This window comes from bacterium (assembly GCA_023230585.1).
Taxonomy (GTDB): domain Bacteria; phylum Ratteibacteria; class UBA8468; order B48-G9; family JAFGKM01; genus JALNXB01.
Genome location: JALNXB010000014.1, coordinates 14,602 through 35,839 on the forward strand (window position 1 = coordinate 14,602; position 21,238 = coordinate 35,839).

The 21,238-nt window shown below is 35.5% G+C and carries 17 protein-coding genes; 16 read left to right on the plus strand and 1 reads right to left on the minus strand.

What is annotated here, in order from left to right; translation table 11 throughout:
- The first annotated feature begins 28 nt into the window (after positions 1–28).
- The 14 genes from M0P98_04190 (at position 29) to M0P98_04255 (ending at position 11,520) form a co-directional block, all read left to right on the plus strand.
- Positions 29–943: a phosphatidylglycerol lysyltransferase domain-containing protein gene (locus M0P98_04190; GenBank protein ID MCK9266068.1), complete on the plus strand. Its 915-nt coding sequence runs from the start codon at positions 29–31 to the stop codon at positions 941–943.
- The gene (locus M0P98_04195; GenBank protein MCK9266069.1) at positions 940–1,821 is read left to right on the plus strand and encodes a GNAT family N-acetyltransferase; all 882 of its coding nucleotides are present in this window, start codon (positions 940–942) and stop codon (positions 1,819–1,821) included. Before M0P98_04190 ends, M0P98_04195 begins: the two co-directional genes overlap by 4 nt.
- Before the next feature lie 211 nt (positions 1,822–2,032).
- Positions 2,033–2,524, plus strand: coding sequence for a transcriptional repressor (locus tag M0P98_04200; GenBank protein ID MCK9266070.1), 492 nt, complete (start codon positions 2,033–2,035; stop codon positions 2,522–2,524).
- A 43-nt stretch (positions 2,525–2,567) separates the two neighbouring features.
- Complete coding sequence (locus tag M0P98_04205) at positions 2,568–2,984, plus strand: DUF5320 domain-containing protein (protein ID MCK9266071.1); 417 nt, start codon at positions 2,568–2,570, stop codon at positions 2,982–2,984.
- A 143-nt stretch (positions 2,985–3,127) separates the two neighbouring features.
- Complete coding sequence (locus M0P98_04210) at positions 3,128–3,514, plus strand: NifB/NifX family molybdenum-iron cluster-binding protein (GenBank protein MCK9266072.1); 387 nt, start codon at positions 3,128–3,130, stop codon at positions 3,512–3,514.
- Positions 3,515–3,522: 8 nt separating this feature from the next.
- Positions 3,523–3,906 (plus strand): NifB/NifX family molybdenum-iron cluster-binding protein, encoded by a 384-nt coding sequence (locus M0P98_04215; GenBank protein MCK9266073.1) that lies wholly within the window; start codon positions 3,523–3,525, stop codon positions 3,904–3,906.
- Positions 3,907–3,961: 55 nt separating this feature from the next.
- A complete protein-coding gene (locus tag M0P98_04220) occupies positions 3,962–4,177 on the plus strand; it encodes a DUF5320 domain-containing protein (protein ID MCK9266074.1) in 216 nt (71 codons plus the stop codon).
- A 4-nt stretch (positions 4,178–4,181) separates the two neighbouring features.
- Positions 4,182–5,060: an ATP-binding protein gene (locus M0P98_04225; GenBank protein ID MCK9266075.1), complete on the plus strand. Its 879-nt coding sequence runs from the start codon at positions 4,182–4,184 to the stop codon at positions 5,058–5,060.
- Positions 5,057–5,935, plus strand: a complete 879-nt coding sequence (locus M0P98_04230; protein ID MCK9266076.1) for an ATP-binding protein — start codon at positions 5,057–5,059, stop codon at positions 5,933–5,935. The genes M0P98_04225 and M0P98_04230 overlap by 4 nt, the downstream gene beginning before the upstream one ends.
- Position 5,936: 1 nt before the next feature.
- Positions 5,937–6,743 carry an Mrp/NBP35 family ATP-binding protein gene (locus M0P98_04235; protein MCK9266077.1) on the plus strand — a complete coding sequence of 269 codons (807 nt, stop codon included), beginning with the start codon at positions 5,937–5,939 and terminating at the stop codon, positions 6,741–6,743.
- Positions 6,744–7,421: 678 nt separating this feature from the next.
- Positions 7,422–8,141, plus strand: coding sequence for an MBL fold metallo-hydrolase (locus M0P98_04240; protein MCK9266078.1), 720 nt, complete (start codon positions 7,422–7,424; stop codon positions 8,139–8,141).
- A gap of 63 nt (positions 8,142–8,204) precedes the next feature.
- Positions 8,205–9,572 carry an FAD-dependent oxidoreductase gene (locus tag M0P98_04245; protein MCK9266079.1) on the plus strand — a complete coding sequence of 456 codons (1,368 nt, stop codon included), beginning with the start codon at positions 8,205–8,207 and terminating at the stop codon, positions 9,570–9,572.
- 2 nt (positions 9,573–9,574) lie between these two features.
- Positions 9,575–9,892, plus strand: a complete 318-nt coding sequence (locus M0P98_04250; protein ID MCK9266080.1) for a J domain-containing protein — start codon at positions 9,575–9,577, stop codon at positions 9,890–9,892.
- A complete protein-coding gene (locus M0P98_04255) occupies positions 9,892–11,520 on the plus strand; it encodes an ASKHA domain-containing protein (GenBank protein MCK9266081.1) in 1,629 nt (542 codons plus the stop codon). The genes M0P98_04250 and M0P98_04255 overlap by 1 nt, the downstream gene beginning before the upstream one ends.
- Before the next feature lie 169 nt (positions 11,521–11,689).
- On the opposite strand, the gene M0P98_04260 is transcribed toward M0P98_04255, so the two are convergent.
- A complete protein-coding gene (locus M0P98_04260) occupies positions 11,690–13,567 on the minus strand; it encodes a phosphoenolpyruvate carboxykinase (GTP) (GenBank protein MCK9266082.1) in 1,878 nt (625 codons plus the stop codon).
- A 220-nt stretch (positions 13,568–13,787) separates the two neighbouring features.
- On the opposite strand from M0P98_04260, the gene M0P98_04265 reads away from it, so the two are divergent.
- Both M0P98_04265 and M0P98_04270 read left to right on the plus strand, forming a co-directional pair.
- Entirely contained in the window at positions 13,788–17,219 is a 3,432-nt protein-coding gene (locus M0P98_04265) for a right-handed parallel beta-helix repeat-containing protein (GenBank protein MCK9266083.1), read from the plus strand.
- Positions 17,220–17,530: 311 nt separating this feature from the next.
- The gene (locus tag M0P98_04270) at positions 17,531–21,118 is read left to right on the plus strand and encodes a right-handed parallel beta-helix repeat-containing protein (GenBank protein ID MCK9266084.1); all 3,588 of its coding nucleotides are present in this window, start codon (positions 17,531–17,533) and stop codon (positions 21,116–21,118) included.
- Positions 21,119–21,238: the final 120 nt, after the last annotated feature.

A 21,238-nucleotide genomic window follows, 5' to 3' on the forward strand; every position in this document is an offset into this window, starting at 1 on the left:
TGTGAAAGTTGGGAGTTAAGTTGAAATTATGGATAATCTTAAATTTCGAGAGATTAAAATTACAGATAAAAATTTATTTAATAAATATCTTTCGAGAAGCAGTTTTATGGGTAGTGAATACTCTTTTCCATCTCTCTTTATATGGCGGTATAGATACGGTTATAAAATAGCTGAATTTAATGGTCATCTTATTGTTTCAGTAACAGATAAACTAAATAATTACTTTTTCTACCCTGTTGGTGATGGCAACCTAAAAGAGACCATTGAAGCAATCTTTAATTATTCCCAAAAAGTAGGCTGGAAATGTCGAATTGCTGCTATAACAAAAGAAAACATAGGCACTCTTGAGCAGGTTTTCCCTAACAAGTTTAGGTTTATTTCAAAGAGAGAATTTTCAGATTATATCTATGACTCTGCTTCTCTTATTAACCTTTCTGGACAAAAATATAAATCCAAAAGAAACCATATAAACAGATTCATACAAGAGTATGGAGAAGTAAGTTACGAAGATATAACCCCTAACAACATAGATGAATGTAAAGAAGGGTATAACCAATGGCTTGAAAACAAAAAAGATAAAGGGGAAGAAATAGATTCTTTTTCTGATGAAATTATTGCTATGAAAGAGTGTTTTAACCATTATCAAGATATTGGTTTAATAGGTGGTCTTATTAGGGCAAGAGGCAATCTATGTTCTTTTACATTTGGTAGCAAAATAAATAACGAAACTTTTGGTATAAACGTAGAAAAATCCCTTATAGAATGTCAGGGAGGATATGCTGTTATCAATAAAGAGTTTGCCAGAAGACATGCTTCTGAATATAAGTATATAAACAGAGAGGAAGACCTGGGTATAAAAGGACTTAGGCAATCTAAACTTTCCTATCACCCACTTTTTTTACTTGAAAAATTTACAGCCATTCACAAAGGTATCCTTTTATGATTGTAAATTCAAACCAACAATATATATCTCAACTTAAACATATCTGGAAAACTATTTTTAATGACTCCGACGGATACATAAAACTTTTTTTTGAGCAAAAATATAAACATAATGAAACCCTTCTGGATGTAAAAGATGGCAGAATTAGGGGCATGGTGTTTTTTCCAAGTTATAACATAAAGGTGTATGATACTGTTTATAAGTCTGGATATTTATGTGGCGCAGCTACATTACCTGAATATAGAGGACAAGGAGTTATGGAAGGTCTTATGCAAGAATCTTTCCGTTTAATGAGTGTAAGAGGAGATACCTTTTCTGTTTTAATACCTGCCAATACAAGTCTGTATGGATTTTACTCAAGGTTTGGTTATAAACCATTACTTAAAAGAGGAGTTAAGACCTATTCTAAACTATGCTATACTGACGAAAAGAGCAATATTAAACTTATTGAAATAGATTCTCCCGACAGGATTATGCCTATATACGAAAGCATTATCTCCACTCATAAGGTTGTAGTTTTACAAGATTTTTCTACTTATAATGTTGCTATCAATATTTATAAGCAGTATGGAAAAATATATATTATAAAAGAACTTAAAACCAACCTTGATATAGGATATCTTTTTTGTGAATATTATACGGATAATAGAAAGTTATGGGTTAAAGAGATAATGTTAACACAGAACTTTTTGAGAGAAACAGTAAAAACTCTTACAAACAAGTTTAATCCTAAAACTATTGTAGTGGAAGGTTTGTATAGAGGTCTTTTACCGTTTGAAACTGTTTCTACAGTAGGTATGTTAAAAACGCTTAATGGTTCTTCTGATTTGAAATTTATTGAAGATGGCAACCCTTATATAAATATGATGCTCGATTAACCATCCCCCTTATGAGAGATTCTGGTGCTTCTCCCTTAGTTGCAAGACCCCGCAAAAACTCCCTATGGCATACTCTGGATAAACCTCGTTTTTATCATTTATTATTATTACTTTTTAGCAGTCCTTCTCCTTTTTTATTTTAGCACTTGACAGAACAAAAATTAAAAGGTATTATGATAATGAGAATTATTATCATTATGGAGGTGAGAAAATGAGACACGGCAACCCATGGTTTAAAGAAAGATTAATAGCGGCTGGTTTTAGAAATACAGAATCAAGAACTGTTATTCTGAATATTCTTAGCAGAACTTCGCACCATTTGAGTGCTGAAGATGTATATTTTTTGGTAAGAAGCATAAACCCATCTATTGGAGTTGCCACTGTATATCGCACCCTTGATTTGTTGACAAAAATGGGAATTGTTCAAAAATTCGATTTTGGAGAGGGTAAGGCAAGATATGAACTTGTTAAAAAGGAGAAAGAAAATTCACTCCACCATCATCTTATATGTACCAGATGTAAAAAGATTATAGATTGTACTAATATTGCTAACGAAGGGAAGGAACTGGTAAAAAAGACTGGAGAAATTCTTTCAAAAATACATAACTTTTCTATTAATAGTCATATTATAAATTTTTATGGAATTTGTGAAGACTGTAATTGTAGGCATAGTTGCCCAACAAATAGAACACAGTCTAAGTAAAAAAACATTAACATTAAACTTTGAAGTAAAGGAGGTGAGTAATATGCCAAGAGGAGATGGAACAGGACCAATGGGCATGGGACCAATGACAGGAAGAGGAGCAGGATATTGTGCTGGTTTTGGTGCTCCCGGTTATATGAATCCTTCTGGTGGTAGAGGATTTGGATTTGGTAGAGGCAGAGGATTTGGCAGAGGGTTCGGTTTCGGTAGAGGATTTGGTAGAGGAATGGGTGGTAGAAGGTTCTTCGGAAATCCTTACTGTGGAACTGCCCCTTTTGCAGGATATCCTATGGCGCCGGCTTACCCAGACCCTTACGCTGACCCATACGCTGTATGGCAAGCGACACCTAAGCAGGAAATGGAAATTCTTCAATCGCAGGCAGAAATGCTTGACGAACAACTTGCAGGTATAAAGAAAAGAATTGAAGAATTAGAGAAGTCAGCTGAAAAAGATAAGTAATCTTTTAAGGAAAGCAGGGCGTCTTTGTGCGCCCTGCTGACCCACTAAAAAAAGAAAGAAGAAATTGTTGTGTTAAGAAGTGTTTACAAAACAAGCAAAGTACACGGAATTTAATATACGGAACTTATATTTTGGGAGGTAATATGAAAATTTGTATAACGTCTGAAGGAAAAGAACTAACTTCTAATCTTGACCCAAGGTTTGGTAGAGCTGCTTATTTTATTTTTTACGATACCGAAACTGATGAATTTGAGGCTTTAGCTAATGATAATACTACTGGAATGGGTGGGGTAGGAATTCAAAGTGGTCAATTGATGGCTGAGAAAGGTGTTGAATTGGTCTTAACAGGTAACCTTGGTCCTAATGCTGCTGGAGTACTGGAACAAGCAGGTATAAAAGCCATTACAGGAGTGAGCGGTAAAATAGAAGAAGTAATTGAGAATTATAAGAAAGGCAACCTGAAAGAAAAGGCTGGACCAACAAATCCATCCGTTACCTCTAAGTTTGGAATGGACAAAAAAGATAAATAGGAGGTAGTATGCGTTTTGCAATTTCTACTGATGGTGAAAACGTATCTCCCCATTTTGGGAGGTGTCTATTATTTACTATTGTTGATATTGAAGACAACAAGGTTATTAAAAAAGAAGTTTTAGAGAACCCCGGTCATCATCCTGGTTATTTACCAAAATATTTTTACCAACTTAATATAGATGGTATTGTTTGTGGTGGTATAGGACAGAGGGCAATACAATTGTTTGAAAATTTTAATATAAAGATTTTTTCTGGAGTTGATGGTAAAATAGTAGATGTAGTGGAAAAGTTGGTAAAAGAAAAATTGAAATGTGGTGAAAGTTCTTGTGTGCCGGGAGCAGGTAAAAATTATGGTTTAAATAAAACTGAGTGCGACCACAATAAGACTTAATATTTTTTTTATAAAACCCTTAACATAAAATGTTTTGGGTAAGGAGGATAAAAATATGCCGAGAGGAGACGGTACAGGACCGACTGGACAAGGACCAAGAACAGGTAGAGGTGCAGGTAGAGGAGCAGGTGGCAGAATGGGCGGTAGAGCTGCAGGTCCAGGTGGATTTTGTGTATGTCCATCTTGTGGAGAGAAAGTTGCTCATCAGGTAGGTGTCCCTTGCTTTGAAAAAAGTTGTCCGAAATGTGGGACTAAAATGGTGAGAGGATAAAATAATGGTTATAACAGTTGCAAGCGGTAAAGGTGGAACAGGTAAAACTCTTGTTGCCACTTCTTTGGCTTTATCTTTGATAGGAGAAGTCCATTTTCTTGATTGTGATGTAGAGGAACCTAATGGGTATATATTTCTTAAACCTGAAATCAAGAAAACAGAAAAGATTTATCTCCCAAAACCAAAGGTAGATTTAGATAAATGTACTTTTTGTGGAAAATGTTCGCAGGCATGCGTTTATAATTCCATAGCTGTGATTAAACCTTCAGAAGAAAAGAAGGTTAAAGGTAGCCTACTCTTTTTTTATGAGTTATGTCATAGTTGCGGTACTTGTAGTTTAGTATGCCCAGAAAAAGCAATATATGAAGAACCTTCTGAGAAAGGGGAAATAGATATAGGTATGTCAGAAGGTTTAGCGTCTTTTAGTCAAGGTCGGTTGAAACCAGGTGAAGCAAATCCAGTTCCAATAGTTAAGGCAGTAAAAAAACAAGTAGAAGATACCGCTTTAAATATTATAGACGCTTCTCCCGGGACAAGCTGTCCTGTTGTTCAATCTGTAAAAGGTGTTGATTTTTGTATACTTGTAACAGAACCTACTCCTTTTGGGTTGAACGATCTTATGCTAGCCGTTGAAATGAACAGAAAACTTGGAGTACCTGTCGGTGTAATACTTAACCGTTCAGATATAGGTAATACCGATGTTGAAGAATATTGTAAAAAAGAGGATATTCCTCTGCTTCTTGTCATTCCTTTCAAGAAAGAAATATCTGTTGCATATTCTAAAGGGATACCTTTGGTTGAGGCTTTACCTGAATATAAGGAAGAGTTTAAGAATGTCTACCGACAGATTTTTAGTATAGTGAAAAAAGGTTATAAAATATGAAAAAAATACTTGTTATAAGCGGAAAAGGAGGTACAGGGAAAACAATTCTTACAGCTTCGTTTGCTTCTATTGCAAAGAATAAGATTATTGTTGACTGTGACGTAGATGCTGCCAACCTATATCTTCTTTTAAATCCCGTTATAAGAAAAAAAGAAGTTTTTATGGGAGGTAATGAAGCAAAGATTGACCAAGAAAAATGTACAAAATGTGGTAGATGTGTCGAGATTTGTAGGTTTGAGGCAATAAATGTTACCTCTGATGGTAAAAACAAAAGTTATACAATAGACCCTCTTTCCTGTGAAGGTTGTGGAGCTTGTTTTTATGGATGTCCTGCTGAAGCAATAAGTTTGGAAGAACAGAAAAATGGAGATTGGTTTATTTCAGATACATCTTATGGTCCCTTTGTTTTTGCTAAACTTGATATTGCAGCAGAAAATTCTGGTAGACTTGTTTCAAAAATAAAAGAAGAGGCTTCTAAACTTAGTAGAGGTTGGAAATACGATTATACTATTTTAGACGGCCCTCCGGGTATAGGTTGCCCTGTGATAGCGTCATTGTCGGGGGTTGACCTTGCAGTTTTGGTAACAGAACCAACCCTTTCTGGAATGAGCGATGTGGAAAGAGTAATGAAGGTTGCTGAACATTTTGGTGTTGAAACAAAAGTTGTTATAAATAAGTACGATATAAACATTGAAAACTCTAAAACAATTGAAGATATATGTGCAAATAAAGGAATTCAAATAGCTGGTAAAATACCTTTCTCGGAAAACGTTCCAAAATCTATAGTTAAAAGAATTCCTTATGTTGAATTTGCTGATGACTTAGTTTCAGATAAAATTAGAGAGGTCTGGGCAAATATATCTAAGGTGGATTAAAATGGCAGAAGTAAAAGAAGATAATGTTAGAGAACGTATGAGTAAAATTAAACACAAGATTCTTGTTATGAGCGGTAAAGGAGGGGTCGGTAAAACAACAGTATCTGTTAATATGGCATACTTGTTGGCTTCAAAAGGTAATAAGGTTGGTCTGCTGGACGTTGACCTTCATGGACCTAACGTCGTAAAGATGCTTGGCCTCGAAGATAAAGAACTTGTAACAAATAATACCGAAATAATGCCTGTTGAAGCTGAATATGGTCTTAAGGTAATAAGTATGGCTTCTCTGCTTAAAAATCCTGATGAACCAGTTATTTGGCGCGGACCTTTAAAGATGGGTGCAATAAAGCAGTTTTTGAGTGATGTGAATTGGGGTGATTTGGATTACCTTATTATAGATTCCCCACCGGGTACAGGTGATGAACCTTTAAGTATCTGCCAATTAATAGAAAATATTGATGGAGTGGTAATTGTTACGACTCCTCAGGATGTTGCAATAATGGATTCTAAGAGAGCTGTTGGATTTGCTCAGAAACTTAATATTCCTATTATTGGTATTATAGAGAATATGAGTGGTTTTACTTGTCCACATTGTAAAAAGAATATCAATATTTTTAAGAAAGGTGGAGCTAAAAAGACTGCTGAATACCTTGAAGTACGTTTTCTTGGCAGCATCTCTTTTTCGCCTAAAATGGTAGAATTATCAGATGAAGGTATTCCTTTTACATCAATTTCTGAAAAAGATTCTGTTACAAATGGAGAGTTTGTAAAAATAGTTGAAAAAATCAAAGATTCTGTAGAAAAATAAAAAGCATAATTTTCTATATTTTTTGTTAGCCTAAAAGATAAAGTATAGTGTAACCAAAGAAAAGAGGGCTTAACAGGCTCAGAGTATCCCCCCTATCAATTATTTCTCTTATTGAAAGATAAGGGTTAGAGATGAGGGGGGATTTTGCTTTACCACGACAGTGTGCCGTGTTATCTACTCACTCTGGTACTACGGCGCATACACCTGCCCTTCTTTGCCCTCTACCCTTGGGGGAGAGGGATCAAGGGTGAGGGGGTCGGCAAAGAAGTTAATTGGATGAGAACTCCCCCTGTATGTCATTCCGGGCTTGATCCGGAATCTCGCTTTTGCAAGTGATGAAGGTAAGTCCTCGGGACAAGACTCGCCGGAGGCGGAAAAGGAATGCACCTCTCTTTGTCCTCTACCCTTGGGGGAGAGGGATCAAGGGTGAGGGGGTCGGCAAAGAGGTTAATGGGATGAGAACTCTCCCTGTATGTCATTCCGGGCTTGATCCGGAATCTCGCTTTTTACGTTGTGCCTATTACCAACGTGGGTTACATTAGAGAGCCTGAAACAAGTTCAGGAAGACAAATTTGGGCGTTCATAGACACATACTTTTTAAACGGAATAACAATGATAAAGACGATGTTTATCTCGAGTATCCCCATTAAAGGATGAGTGGGAAAAATAAGGAGTAATATGGAAATAAAAATCCTTTTTGATAAAAAAACAGCAGAGTCAAAATTGAATATCGGTTGGGGCTTTTCTGTTCTAATTGACAATAAAATCCTTTTTGATACAGGAGAGAAGGGGGAATACCTTATAAAAAATATGGAGCAATTGCATATTTTGCCTGAAAGTATTGAAAGCGTAGTTGTTTCTCACGATCATTGGGACCATACAGGCGGTTTATGGGATTTTTTAGATAATGTTAAAGGTAGGGATATACCAGTTTATGTGTGCCCTGGCTTTTCTAACGATACTTTTGAGAAAATTAAAAGTTTAGGGGGAAAAACTATTCAAGTAGGAGCGGTTCATCAAATTGCAGAAAATATTTTTACTACTGGCGAAATAATTGGAGAATATAAAGGGAAACCAATGCCTGAACAGTCTATTATTATAAAAACTGATAAAGGTATATCAATTATAACAGGTTGTGCCCACTATGGTATTTTAAATGTAGTAGAAAAAGTAAGAGAACATTTTGGTACAAAAAGTATATACCTTGTAATGGGCGGGTTTCATCTAAGTGGAAAAGATATAAGGGAGATACAGTTTTTAGCAGAAGAATTTAAGAGTATGGGGGTGGAGAACGTTGCACCTACCCATTGTTCTGGAGATAAGGCAGAAGAAGTATTTTTTAAAGAGTACAGAGAAAATTTTATTGGAATTGAAGTGGGAAAAGTTGTAAAATTGTAAAAAGTGACTTATAAAACGTCAAAGAGTTAAATTTGGCAAATAGAACCTGCTTTAGGGGGAACAATGGAAAAAAAGACAGATATTCTTATCGTTGGAGCTGGTCCTGCTGGTATAGTGTGCGCAACAACTGCAAAAAAACATTATCCATCAAAAAGTGTTACCGTTTTTAAAGATATTAAAGATGGGGTTATACCTTGTGGGATTCCTTATATGTTTTCAAGTTTACATAATCCTGATGAAAACAAACTTGGTACAGATTTTTTACAAAATAGTGGTATAAATGTTGTTGTTGATACTGTTATCAAAATAGATAGGAATGAAAAAAACATAGAAACTGCTAAAGGGGATAAATATTTTTACGAAAAACTTGTATTGGCTATTGGTTCAGTTCCTGTAAACTTACCAATTAAAGGAATTGAAAAAGAGGGAGTCTATCAGATAAAGAAAGAGTTGAACTACCTAAACGATGTTGTTGAAAAGATTAAAAATTGTAAAAACGTTCTTGTTATAGGTGGCGGATTTATTGGGGTTGAGTTTGCGGATGAGGTATCAAACTTAAATGGTATTAAGGTAACACTGGTTGAACTACTTCCGAACCTTCTTTACAACTCTTTTGACCCTGAGTTTTCTGTTATGGCAGAAGAAAAACTTCGTAACAAAGGAGTGGATATAATGCTAAACACTCAGGTGCAAGAGATTATAGGTGAAGATAAGGTTGAAAAGGTTAAGTTTGCTGATGGTAGAGAGATACCAGTAGATGGAATTATATTGGGGGTGGGTGCTAAACCTAATGTTAAATTGGCTGTTGACGCAGGACTGGAACTTGGACACTGTGGTGGTGTTCTAACAGACGAATATATGAGAACAACCCTCGATTCAAACGTTTTTGCGATAGGTGACTGTGCTTGTAAAAAGGATTTTTATACAAGGAAAGCTATGGTTGTAATGCTTGCTTCCACAGCTACCGCTGAGGCAAGAGTTGCTGGCTCTAATCTTTATAAAATAAAAGTTGTACGCGAAAATAAAGGTACTATTGCAATATATTCCACATATGTAGATGGTCTTGTTTTAGGTTCTGCAGGGTTGACAGAAAAGACCGCAAGGGCAGAAAATTTCGAGATTATGGTTGGAAGCGTTGATGGAGTGGACAAACATCCTGCTTCTTTACCTGGTGTTAGTAAAGGTAAAATGAAACTTATCTTTTCTATGCAGTCAGGAATTATACTTGGTGGGCAGGTAAGTTGTGGTATGTCTTGTGCTCAGATGATAAATATTATCGGGTTGGCTATACAGAAAAGAATGTCTTGTACTGAAATGGAAACACTACAGGTTGCTACACATCCTTACCTAACAAGTTCTCCTGTTATGTATCCCATTGTTTTGGCTGCCCAACAGGTTGCAGAAAAAATATCACAAAGAAACGTTGGTTAAATATGGAATTTAAAGAGATAGATCAGGCAAGGAAACTTTTAGGGTTAGGCGAGACAGCTTCATTAAAAGAGATAAGAGATGCGTATAGAACCCTCTCCTTAAAATACCATCCTGATAGAAACCCCGTAGGGGCAACAGAAGAACTTTCCGAAACATTCAAAAAAATAACAGAAGCATATAACCTAATTATAGAGTATTGTTCCTGTTATAGATACTCTTTTACTAAAAAAGAATCACAATTTTTTTCTGATGCTGAGATGGATAAAGAACATTTTAAGAATTTTTTTGATGGCTGGATTACAAATTTTGAAAAAGAATAATGGCAACTGTAAAATTTCCGCAATTCAAGAACGACAAATCTGTTTTAAAGGTAGAGAAAGGTTTAACCTTACTTGATTTTGCTCGAATGGCTGAAATACAAATTAGTGCTGACTGTAATGGCACAGGTATCTGCGGAAAATGTATAGTAAGAGTATCTGAAGGTGAAGAGAACCTAAACGAATTAACCTTAATTGAAAAATCTTTCAATCTTAAAGAAAAAGAGCGGCTTGCTTGTCAAGCGAAAGTTATAAGCGATAAATCAGATATACTATTGTATATTAAAAATTCTGGTAAATACGAAATCTTGCAATCCAAATTTGATAGCCAGTTATCTTTATCTCCATCATACTTCCAAAAGAATGGTTACGTCTTTAAAGGCGAAACAATGGTTGATACCTTCAAAGGCAAGATTTATGGTCTGGCAATTGATATTGGAACAACAACTATTGTTATCGACCTTGTTGATATGGAGACGGGCAAAGTTATTAAAACTTATGCAAACTCCAACCCACAGATATCTTATGGAAACGATGTTATTTCAAGAATAGAATATACCCTTGTTGATAATAAGAGTAATGGGAAGTATCTTTCTAAGAAAGAACAGACAACCCACCTTTTAACTCTCAAAAACTTGGTGGTAGATTTTGTCAATACATCGATAAAAGAGTTTTCAAAAGAGGAAGGAAAAAATATCTCCCAATATATTTATCAGGTAGTTCTGGTGGGAAACCCTACAATGAGAAACATCTTTTTTGGGCTGGATATATCTTCCCTCGGTGTTATACCTTATGAAGCACCTGACACTAGTTCAATTGTTTCTACTCCTTCCCAAGTAGGGCTTGATATTAATAAGGTTGCAACTATTTATGGAGGAGCCCTTATTGGAGGTCATATAGGTTCAGATGTAGTGGCTGATATTCTTGTTTCAGGGATGTATAATAAAGATGCTCTTTCCTTAATTATTGATATAGGAACAAATGGTGAAATTGTTTTAGGTAACAAGAAACGCATGATTTCTGCTTCTTGTGCTGCAGGGGGCGCTTTTGAAGGCGCTTCTGTAAGTTGCGGGTTGGGAGGTATTGAAGGGGCTATAAAAGAAATTTCTATCTATGATGGCAGGGTAGGGTATACAACAATAGGAAATAAAAAGCCAGTTGGGGTGTGTGGGTCAGGTTTAATAGACCTTCTTGCAGAATTTCTTGATAAAAATATAATGAGTAAAAACGCAAGAATAAAAAAAGACTTTTATATAACAGAAGATTTAAGATTGACTCAGGATGATATATTTAAGTTGATAACATCAAAATCTGCAATAAAAACTGGATGGGAGATACTCCTTGATTATTATCCTGCTAAACTTGAAGATATTGATAAAATATATCTTTCTGGTGGATTCGGGAATTATGTCAATATAACAAACGGAAAAAAGATAGGGTTAATCCCCGATGTTGACGAAAGAAAGATTATTAAGATTGGCAATGGTTCACTCCAAGGCGCAAGAGAGATGCTGATATCTAAAGAACGCCTAAAACTGAGCGAAGAGATTGCATCGAGAGTTCTTCATATAAAAACAAACGAAATTGTAAAAGATTTTGATTATCTTCTTGTCAGCAATATGTATTTTTGATGGTATTCTTGCCTTCTGTTGCTTAATTTACCATCCTGAACTTGTTTCAGTAACCCTGCCTTTGTCTTTTCTTTATTTGCCTCTCCTCTGGGGGAGAGGATGCAAGGTGAGGGGGGCTGTTAACAAAAAGTTCAAGCCTTTCGCTAACAGCCCTTCGGAATGTTTTTTATCAGACAAGTTTCTCAGGGGAAACATAGTCTCCATACTTCTTCTGAAATTCCAGTAACCGTTGTTTCTGTTCTGCTAAAATTTGAAAAAGAATTGGAGGAGCATCTTTAACCTCTTCATTGTGAAACTTTATGACCCTCTCTAATCTTGCAATATTTTCTGGAACCCTCAAAGTAAACTGCTGTATGTAATCTTCCTTACTATAATCTTTACCTGCAACCTCTTTAAAAAGGGTAGTAAGGTCTTCATATTTAGGTATTAACCCAGTAGGAATTTCGATGGCATCAACTTCATTGTGGACCCTTAACTCCATCCATTTTATCCAGATATGTTTATCCTTAATTTCATTTACATACTTTCCTTCTTTATTTTTGAGGAAATAGTTTACTCCGAATATAGCTGGTGCCTGGTTCAACCTTTTACCAAAATCGAGGTTATTTTCAATATATTTTCCAAGAGGTATAGACACAAAGTCTTGTATACTCATAAGATTAATCTCAGGAACCCCTTCTTTTCCTATGATAGCAAAAGTTGTTTCTGTTTCAAGAGAAGCACCATAAGCAATAATCCCATGTTCCCAACCAAAACTCTGTTGAACAGGTAGTGCTGCTTTAGCATCTCTACCACCATAAATAATTGCAGATAGTTCAACACCATTAGGGTTATTAAGTTCAGTATTGTAATTGTTCAAAGAGTTAAGCATAATTGTGTATCGTGCATTTTTATGGGCTGGTGGTATCTCTGCACCCTTATTATCTTTTTTACCTTTATACCATTTGCCTGAAAAGTTTTCTCCTTCATTAGGAATTTCTTCTCCCATCCCAAGCCAGTACGGTTTACCGTTATTTATCAAGATATTAGAAAAAATAACTTCGTAAGGGGTATGGAGCGCTTTCCAAATAGCAGGGTCATCTTTAACATTAACATTCTGTATAATCCCAAAAATTCCTGACTCAGCATTTACTGCCATACATTTTCCATTAATAGCACGAAAATAAGCAATATCATCTCCTACAATCGTTTCTCCAGGTAACATAGCAGTAGATGTTTTGCCACAAGCGCTCGGGAAAGCACCTGCAAAATACGATTTACGACCGTTTTTACCTTTAACACCCATAAGAAACATATGTTCAGCCAACCACTTTTCTCTATCAGCTTTTCTTATAGTCAACCTTAAAGCAAGTTTTTTTAATCCTACTGTGTTTCCAGCATATTGGGTGTTTACACTATAAACAGTATCTCTTGTATGGTCAATATAAATTCTTTTCTTATCAGGCTCAGAACTTACCATTCTTTCATCCAATTTTCCGCAGGCATGCAGAATAGCAAAAAATTCAGTGTTATTACCGAGCCGTTTAAACTCTTCGTACCCGTTTCTATATAGAAGTGTTAAACTATGAGCTACATAAAAAGAGTCTGTACATTCAACGCAAGGGACACTAAATTCAGAATTATTTGGACCTAAAGTCATAAGCCGTACTACCATAATACGACCTTTCATACTACCTTTTAACAGAGATTTAACCTCTCTTAACCCTTCCTCTCTTTCTATCTGGTTTAATGTTTTACTTAAAGAATCATTTTCAGGTACAAGATATTTTGTGACTTCTCTATCTCTACCTTGGTCTTCCATCCCATCAAAATGTATAGTATGGTTTTCCATCTCTAAAGGGTTTTCTTCTTTTGTTTCTAAAGCCATCTTTCTAACATAATCAATATCTTCCTTAGAATCGGTAATTATTTTAACAGAGTCGGGCTCGCATAACTCAACAGAATCAGCAATAAAGATATGTAGTTTTTTATTATCAATACCAATAAGTTTCTCATAATCTAAAGCATCCAACCTTCTTTTAAGATAGTCTAAATATCTTTTCTCCATAATTCCTCCCTTGCAATTACCTGCTTAGTCAAATAGGTTGTTTTTATACTTCTATTTTATCACAAGGATGTTTCTTATCAAAATGTATAATTACACCTTACCACGTTATGTAAATTCTTTTAACGTACTATATGAACTTGAAAAATGTAAGAAGATATGATAAAGTTTTAATGAAAATTTAACTTTTAGGTTTCTCAAATATTATATATAGGAGAGTTTAATGAAAAGAAAAATAAGTTGTTTGTTGGTTATGGTACTCTTTTTTTCTGTCAATATCCTTAAAACAGGAGGGTGGGCAGAATCAACAGAAGTGGTACCTGAGATTGAAAAAAGTTTACGAATAGCAGACAAATACCTCAACTCCCGTGACTATAACTCAGCCAGAAAAGAGTATCTTAAAATCAAAGAATATAAAGACCTCAATTATGCTACCCAACTATCCTTATTTAATATAGCAGAAACTTACCGGTTAGAAAAAAAGTACCCTCTTGCACACCAGATCTATAACGAAATCCTAAAAACACCTAACCTATCTCTAAATTACCGAATATACTCCCTTTTTACACAGGCAAATCTTTATCTTGAAGAGAATAATTACACATCAGCACGCAAGATATATTCAGATATAATAAAAACAAAAGGTGTTTCTAAAGACCAGGTATTTAAAGCAGAGATGTATACAGGAGATACCTACCGATTTGAGAGAAAATATGCACAATCTCGCCGTATATACGAAAATTTGTTAAAGCAAGAAGATAAAAACTCTTACCCTAATGAGAACAATAGGTTAAACCTTGTTGACCGTTTAGATAATATAGAAGGGTTGAGAGATGGAGTAGTAGAAAAGAGTATCAGAGAAAAACGGGCAGAACGTGTCAATAGTTCAAAATATAATATATATGTTTCCCTAAAAGGTAAAGATACAAACAAAGGGACAAAAGAATCTCCATTCCAAACAATTAAAAGAGCACAAGAAGAAATACAATCTATTAAAAAGAATAAAGGTATCCCTCAAGGCGGTATTGGAGTATATTTACGTGGTGGAAAATATTTTATAACTGAAGGGTTAAAATTTAATGAAAAAGATTCAGGTGAGGAAGGGGCACCAGTTGTGTATAGAAGTTATCCGGGTGAAGAAGTGCGAATTATTGGTGGTAAACAGGTTGCAAATTTTAAACCTCTTAAGGACCCTAAAATAATAAGACAGTTACCCAAAGAATCAAAAACTAAGGTATGGGTAGCAGACCTTAAAGAAGCAGGTATAAACGATTATGGAAAATTTATAAACAGAGGTCATTCACATTCCCCTTATACTGTATCTGCTATGGAACTTTTTTATAATACCAGACCTATGCAAATATCTCGTTGGCCTGACGAAGGTTGGGAACGGGTATCGGATCTTGCTACTCCAGAGGGTGATGGGAAGACAAACAACTATTTTTTTCAGAAAGGACGATTTAAGTATTCAGGAGATAGACCTACACGGTGGACTGAAGAGAAGAATATATGGGTAGCAGGATATTTTATGTGGCCCTGGGACAAGGTTCATACTTCGGTAACAGATATAGATACAAACAACAAAATAATCAACCTTGCCCCAGATGTAAGGCAAGCAAAAAGTTATCTTGCTTATGATATGCCTGTTGTTAAAGATACTCCATACTATTTTTATAACATACTTTCTGAGATTTCAAAGCCAGAAGAATTTTATATAGATAGAGAAGACGGTAAACTATATTTTTATCCGCCTGATAGAATTGAAAGAAGTGAAATTATTGTTTCTACTTTAAACGAACCAATTGTAGAGTTACAAAATGTTTCTAATATAATCTTTTTTAATTTAACATTTGAATGTACTTGGCACAACGGTTTTACTCTTAACAACTGCACAAACACCCTTATAGCTGGTTCTACCATAAGAAATACTGGAACTTTAGCAGTCATAATAAATCAAGGAGAAAGGAACGGCGTAGTTGGTTGCGATATATATGATACTGGCGAGGGAGGATTAAACGTTACTGGTGGTAACCGGGAGAAACTTTTACCATCAGGACATTATATAGAAAACAACCATATATACAGATTTAGCAGATTTTCTCATGCTGGCGGAAAGTATGGTATAGGAATTTCAGGCGTTGGGAATAGGGTTTCTCATAATCTTATGCACGATTCTTCCTATATTGCTATCCCTTTTAGTGGAAATAATCAAGTAGTGGAATATAATGAAATATACGACGTTATGAACGAAGCCAGAGACGGCGGGGCAATATACTCTTACGGAGCTCCTTGGTATCTTATGAATCGTGGTAATGTTATGAGATATAATTTTATACATAACATAACTGAACATTCTTCACCTTTAAAAACACATCAAGTGACGGGTCTATATATAGATGCTCTAAATGGTGGTATGACAATGGAAGGAAATATTTTTTACCGTTGCACAGAAAGGGCAATGTTTACTCACGGACCAGACACACAAATCAAAAATAATATTTTTACAGATTGTAATATAGGGATAGCGCAGTCTAATAGAACCTACCTTCTTAGGCAAGACAGAAGCGTACAAAGGTGGGCAAATCTTCTTAACACAGTTTCTTACCGTCAACCGCCGTGGGATAGTAGGTACCCTCAAACAAGAGATTTTCTAAAAATTAAACCTTACGGAGAACCAAAGAACGTTATTATCCAAGAGAATATTTTTTCTAATGTGTCTGATATAATGAGGATTGCAGGAAGTTTTAATTATACCGATAACAGCGTAAAGAATAATTTTGAAAAAGGTGTAGTATTTTTTAAAGATATAGATGCTCTAAATTTCACTATAAGAACAGGTTCACCTGTCTATGGGGAAACAGAATATACCCCTATTCCTTTTGAGGAGATAGGTTTGTATAAAGACGAGTTGAGAGCAACTTGGCCAGTAAAAAAATCCCCAGCAGGAAAATATTATAACCCAAACTGGAAACCGCCTGTTGAAGACGCTTCTGCAAAGTTTCCACCGTTAAAAAGGATTAGCAGAGAGCAAGAGTACGAGGTAGTAAAACGGACAAACCCTATAAAAATTGACGGTATTCTTAATAAAGAAGAGTGGTTTGGGCTTGATAAAAGCAGAGCCATACTTGTTGTAGAAGAACATAGTAAAGGCACAAAAAGGGAAGTCCCTGCTGCCTCTTTATGGGTAACTTACGATGATGATAACATCTATTTAGGGGTAGAGTATATGCCTGACCCCTGGAAAGAAGGGTTTCCTAAAACCAACCCTTATGTTTCTCATGAATTTGGCATAGAGGGGGTAATAGGTCAAGATACATGGTGGTGGCAAGAAGGTGTTCCAACAGGACCATTATATGTGTTTACAGGAAGACCTGATGGGACTTTTGTTGCACACAATATCTTTAGTATACCAGCCGATAGAATAAAAAAACTTCAAGAAAATATAGAATACAAATCGGTACTTATTGACAAAGAGACCAATCATTGGACTGCAGAGTGGAAACTTCCTCTTTCTCTTTTAAATATAAACCTTAAAAATAATAATACTGTTAGGTTTAACCTGGGTAGTTGTATGAGAGACGGATGGTTTGCTTGGGTAGCAACAGGTGGTAGTATTTGGCGGGTAGATAACGCTGGAGTATTAAAATTTAAATAGTTAAATTGTGATTCAACGCAATGTATTATGCAAGATTTTGAACTTAAACTATTAATAGTTACTTAAAATTCTCATACATCTTTCTGAGCATTAATAATATTAAGATAAATTTTTAAGCAATATTTTAAGGGGAATAAAACTACTCATACTTGTCACTGTCGCAGTCACACAAAGTGTTTCAACCTACGCCAAGGTATACTTGCCGAGGCTTGTAGTTTAGCGTAGGTTGGTTTCGGCAGATATATTTTCGCAACTACTACTTAAAGTATAGCCAAATTTGGCAGAACGTCTTACCAGCCAAGGAGGTTCTGATGAAAAAAATTCTTAATTGTATATATGTGATATTGATTTTTTCTTTTACTGCTCAAAGTCAAGATTATAGCCAATGGATAAAAAAGAGAGAATCTTTAAAGCAAGATCCAAGCGTTGCCAGATACTATACATTTGAGAATGTAAAAGAGAGTAAAAATATTGTATACGATTTAAGTAAAAATCAAAAGAACCTAACCTACGTTCCTTATACAGACCCAACAACTAAAGAAGTTTTTGATGACCTTCAAGTAATCGAAGGTCGATGGCAAGAAAAAAATGCGGTACGCCTTGATAGAGGGTTTTACAGAGGAGAACCTTTTAATATACAGAATAACCAATTTACAGCAGAAGTATGGTTTAGAAGACAAGGACCCGGCAGTATACTACCTGCAAGTAAAAGGAAAAATGGCACAATTCTTTCAGTTTCAGGTTTTTCTAAAGGGTGGAGAATATTAACATCATACGAGCAATCGATGACTCTTAGTTTTGAAGTTGGTCAACCTCTTGGCGCTACTATAATTTCTACTTCACTCTCTTTTTCTGACAATATCTGGCAACATCTTGTTGTTACTTTTGACGGCTCTGAAATGAATATCTATCTTAACGGAAAATTAGCAAAAAGTAATATTGTTATGAGGGATGAAAAGAGGGCGCATATTAAAACTGAAAGATTTAAAGGAGAATACGTACCAACTAACACACCTTTTGTGATTGGGTATTCAGGGCACGGAGTAGGTTCAACAAAACTTGATATAGATGAAGTTGTCATATACAACAGAGTTCTTAAACCAGAAGAGATAATAGTTTCACGAGAAGAGATGTTTTTAAAAGCCGACTCTCTACTTAAAAAAGGTGATTTTAATAAAGCACGGGAAGAGTATAAAAAAATTAAAGGTTTTTTAGGTGATGGAGTTGAGATGGCTTTACTTAATATTGCAGAAAGTTACAGGCTTGAAAAAGATTACCAGAACACTCATAAGACATATAAAGAGTTTTTTGAAATTCAGCAACTCAACCCTTTTTATAAGATATACGGTCTATTCCAAGAGGCAGAGGTATATTTAAGCCAGAAAAACTATAAGAAGGCAAGAGAACTTCTCGAACAGGTAAAAAACACCGAAGGCGCTTTAAAACACCATATATTTACTGCTTACTTAAAAATTGGAGATACGTACAGAGAAGAAAAAAAATATTCTCAAGCAAGGCAGGTATATATTAACAGGTTAATAGCAGAAGAAGCATCTTCTTTTCCAAACGATGGATACAGACTAGATTTAAGAGATAGATTGGAAGAGATAGAAGGATTAAAAGATGGAACTGAGGAGAAAAGTAGGCAAGATGAGTATATTGAACGGATTAACAAATCTACACTTAATTTTTATATTTCTCCTTCTGGGAAAGATTCTAACCGAGGGACAAAGAATAGTCCATTTAGAACCATTTCGAGAGCACAGGAAGAAGTAAGAGCAACAAAAAAGAAAGGTACGCACAAAGGTGGTATATCCATATTTTTTAGGGAAGGCACTTATTTTCTTCAAGAACCTATCGTTTTTAGTCAAGAAGATTCTGGTACTGAGGATTCTCCTATTGTTTACAGAAGTTATCCAAACGAGAATGTAAAAATTGTAGGTGGCATAAAAATTACTAATTTTATGCCTCTTAAACAGCCAGAGATATTAAAACGGCTTCCTGAAGAAGCAAGAAAAGAGGTATGGGTTGCTGATTTGAAATCTCAAGGAATAGACGACTACGGTACACTTCTAAACAGAGGTTTTGGTCCTACCAATCTATCCGCAATGGAACTTATTTATAATGGGGAAATTATGCATCTTGCTCGTTGGCCTAATGATAGTTGGCTTAGAGTAGCTGCACTTGTTGACCCAAAAGGGGACTATGAATTTCGTAAAGTCCCTTACCAGAAAGGAAAATTTATTTATTCAGAAGATAGACCTGCCCGATGGAAAGAAGAAGACGAGATATGGCTTAAAGGGTATATGGGCGTTCAGACACCGTACGCTATTAAACATTTAAAAGTTTCTTCTATTGATACGGAAAAAAAGATAATGTATGTAGAAGAAGACCCAAGATTTAATCGGCCTGACCCAGGTCATAGAGGAGCACGTATAGCAGCTAAACATCCTTATTTTGCTTACAACCTTTTAAGCGAAATTGATACACCAGGCGAATGGTATTTAGATAGAAAGCAGGGGAAACTCTACTTTTATCCTCCTAAAAAACTAAAAAGAACCGATGAAGTGGTAGGAACAACCTTTGAGACGCCTCTTATACAACTAAAGAACGCTTCTTATATTTCGTTTTTCGGGTTAACAATTGAAGGAGGTAGGTCTCACGGTTTTGAAATTTCTGGCGGTAAAAACAATCTTATAGCTTCCTCTACCATTAGAAACACAGGACAATGGGCTGTTAGGATAGCGGGGGGATGGAACCACGCTGTTATCGGTTGTGATATATATGATACAGGTGAAGGGGGAATATCTCTTAACGGTGGCGACAGAATAAAACTTATTCCTTCAAACCATCTTGTAGAAAATAACCATATATACCGTTTTAATAGGTTCGACGGTGGTTACTGTCAAGGGGTAAGTATTGACGGGATTGGGCAGAGAATTTCTCGTAACCTTATATATGACGCTCCACACCAGTTAATATACTTTAATGCTAACGACCATATAATAGAGTTCAACGAACTCCACGACGGTCCTCATGAGGGTAGAGAGATAGGTGCTATGTATATTTATGGAGAACCTTGGTATTTTATGAGTAGAGGAATAATTATAAGGAACAACTATTTTCACCATATAAGCACCCATTCTTCGCCCAATCTTTCTCACGGGTTAAACTCAATACATCTTGACGCAATAAACGCAGGCATAGTTATAGATAAAAACATTTATTACAGGTTTCCTAACGGTATATCAAGTACTCAACCAGGTAACTATCTTACAAACAACTATTTTATTGACGGAAGTGGTAGAAGCATATCCCAAGGAGATAGATCCTCAATATTGTGTAAAGACGGTGATATAGAGAAAGGTCCAAATGTAAGGATGGTGGGGCAACTTGCCTTAAGACTTAAAAGTGTAAACTATAAACAACCGCCCTGGAACTATAGATACCCGCCTTTGGTAGGGATGATAGAAAAAGAACCATCTGTATGGGGAGAGATTCAGGGCAGTATTATAGAGAGAAACGTGAACACTGGTGGCAGATTTATAGCCATATCGAGAGGTGTTCAAGCAACAACCTATTTTAAAAATAATTGGGATGGTATAAACCCACTCTTTATAAATAGAGAGGAAGCCGATTTTAGGTTAAGAACAGGCGCTTCAGTCATCGGTTATACTGGATGTGAACCATTAACAATGGATACGATAGGGGTATATAAAAGTCCTTTACGTGCAACTTGGCCTATAGATAGAAAAAAGAGTGATATCGGTAAATATTATAAGATTGATAACACTTCTGGCGCTTCTTCATCACAAAGAATAAATCCACCTTCCACTTACAATATCTCTTTGAGAAAAACACCTATTGTAATTGATGGAAAACTTGATAATAAAGAGTGAGTCTTTTATAATACAAAATGAGCCTGAAAGAGGGCTCGGTTTCAAATACAGATTGAGCCTAAAGAAAAAATGGGTCATAATATAAGGTTATGACACTAAACATGAAAGACACGGCTATAA

Bases quoted from the DNA above. Each gene is read 5' to 3' on its own strand.
- M0P98_04235 (MCK9266077.1), top strand. From the start codon at position 5,937: ATGGCAGAAGTAAAAGAAGATAATGTTAGAGAACGTATGAGTAAAATT.
- M0P98_04220 (MCK9266074.1), top strand. From the start codon at position 3,962: ATGCCGAGAGGAGACGGTACAGGACCGACTGGACAAGGACCAAGAACA.
- M0P98_04255 (MCK9266081.1), top strand. From the start codon at position 9,892: ATGGCAACTGTAAAATTTCCGCAATTCAAGAACGACAAATCTGTTTTA.
- M0P98_04245 (MCK9266079.1), top strand. From the start codon at position 8,205: ATGGAAAAAAAGACAGATATTCTTATCGTTGGAGCTGGTCCTGCTGGT.
- M0P98_04260 (MCK9266082.1), bottom strand. From the start codon at position 13,567: ATGGAGAAAAGATATTTAGACTATCTTAAAAGAAGGTTGGATGCTTTA.
- M0P98_04195 (MCK9266069.1), top strand. From the start codon at position 940: ATGATTGTAAATTCAAACCAACAATATATATCTCAACTTAAACATATC.
- M0P98_04270 (MCK9266084.1), top strand. From the start codon at position 17,531: ATGAAAAAAATTCTTAATTGTATATATGTGATATTGATTTTTTCTTTT.
- M0P98_04265 (MCK9266083.1), top strand. From the start codon at position 13,788: ATGAAAAGAAAAATAAGTTGTTTGTTGGTTATGGTACTCTTTTTTTCT.
- M0P98_04210 (MCK9266072.1), top strand. From the start codon at position 3,128: ATGAAAATTTGTATAACGTCTGAAGGAAAAGAACTAACTTCTAATCTT.
- M0P98_04215 (MCK9266073.1), top strand. From the start codon at position 3,523: ATGCGTTTTGCAATTTCTACTGATGGTGAAAACGTATCTCCCCATTTT.
- M0P98_04205 (MCK9266071.1), top strand. From the start codon at position 2,568: ATGCCAAGAGGAGATGGAACAGGACCAATGGGCATGGGACCAATGACA.
- M0P98_04240 (MCK9266078.1), top strand. From the start codon at position 7,422: ATGGAAATAAAAATCCTTTTTGATAAAAAAACAGCAGAGTCAAAATTG.
- M0P98_04200 (MCK9266070.1), top strand. From the start codon at position 2,033: ATGAGACACGGCAACCCATGGTTTAAAGAAAGATTAATAGCGGCTGGT.
- M0P98_04190 (MCK9266068.1), top strand. From the start codon at position 29: ATGGATAATCTTAAATTTCGAGAGATTAAAATTACAGATAAAAATTTA.
- M0P98_04225 (MCK9266075.1), top strand. From the start codon at position 4,182: ATGGTTATAACAGTTGCAAGCGGTAAAGGTGGAACAGGTAAAACTCTT.
- M0P98_04230 (MCK9266076.1), top strand. From the start codon at position 5,057: ATGAAAAAAATACTTGTTATAAGCGGAAAAGGAGGTACAGGGAAAACA.
- M0P98_04250 (MCK9266080.1), top strand. From the start codon at position 9,575: ATGGAATTTAAAGAGATAGATCAGGCAAGGAAACTTTTAGGGTTAGGC.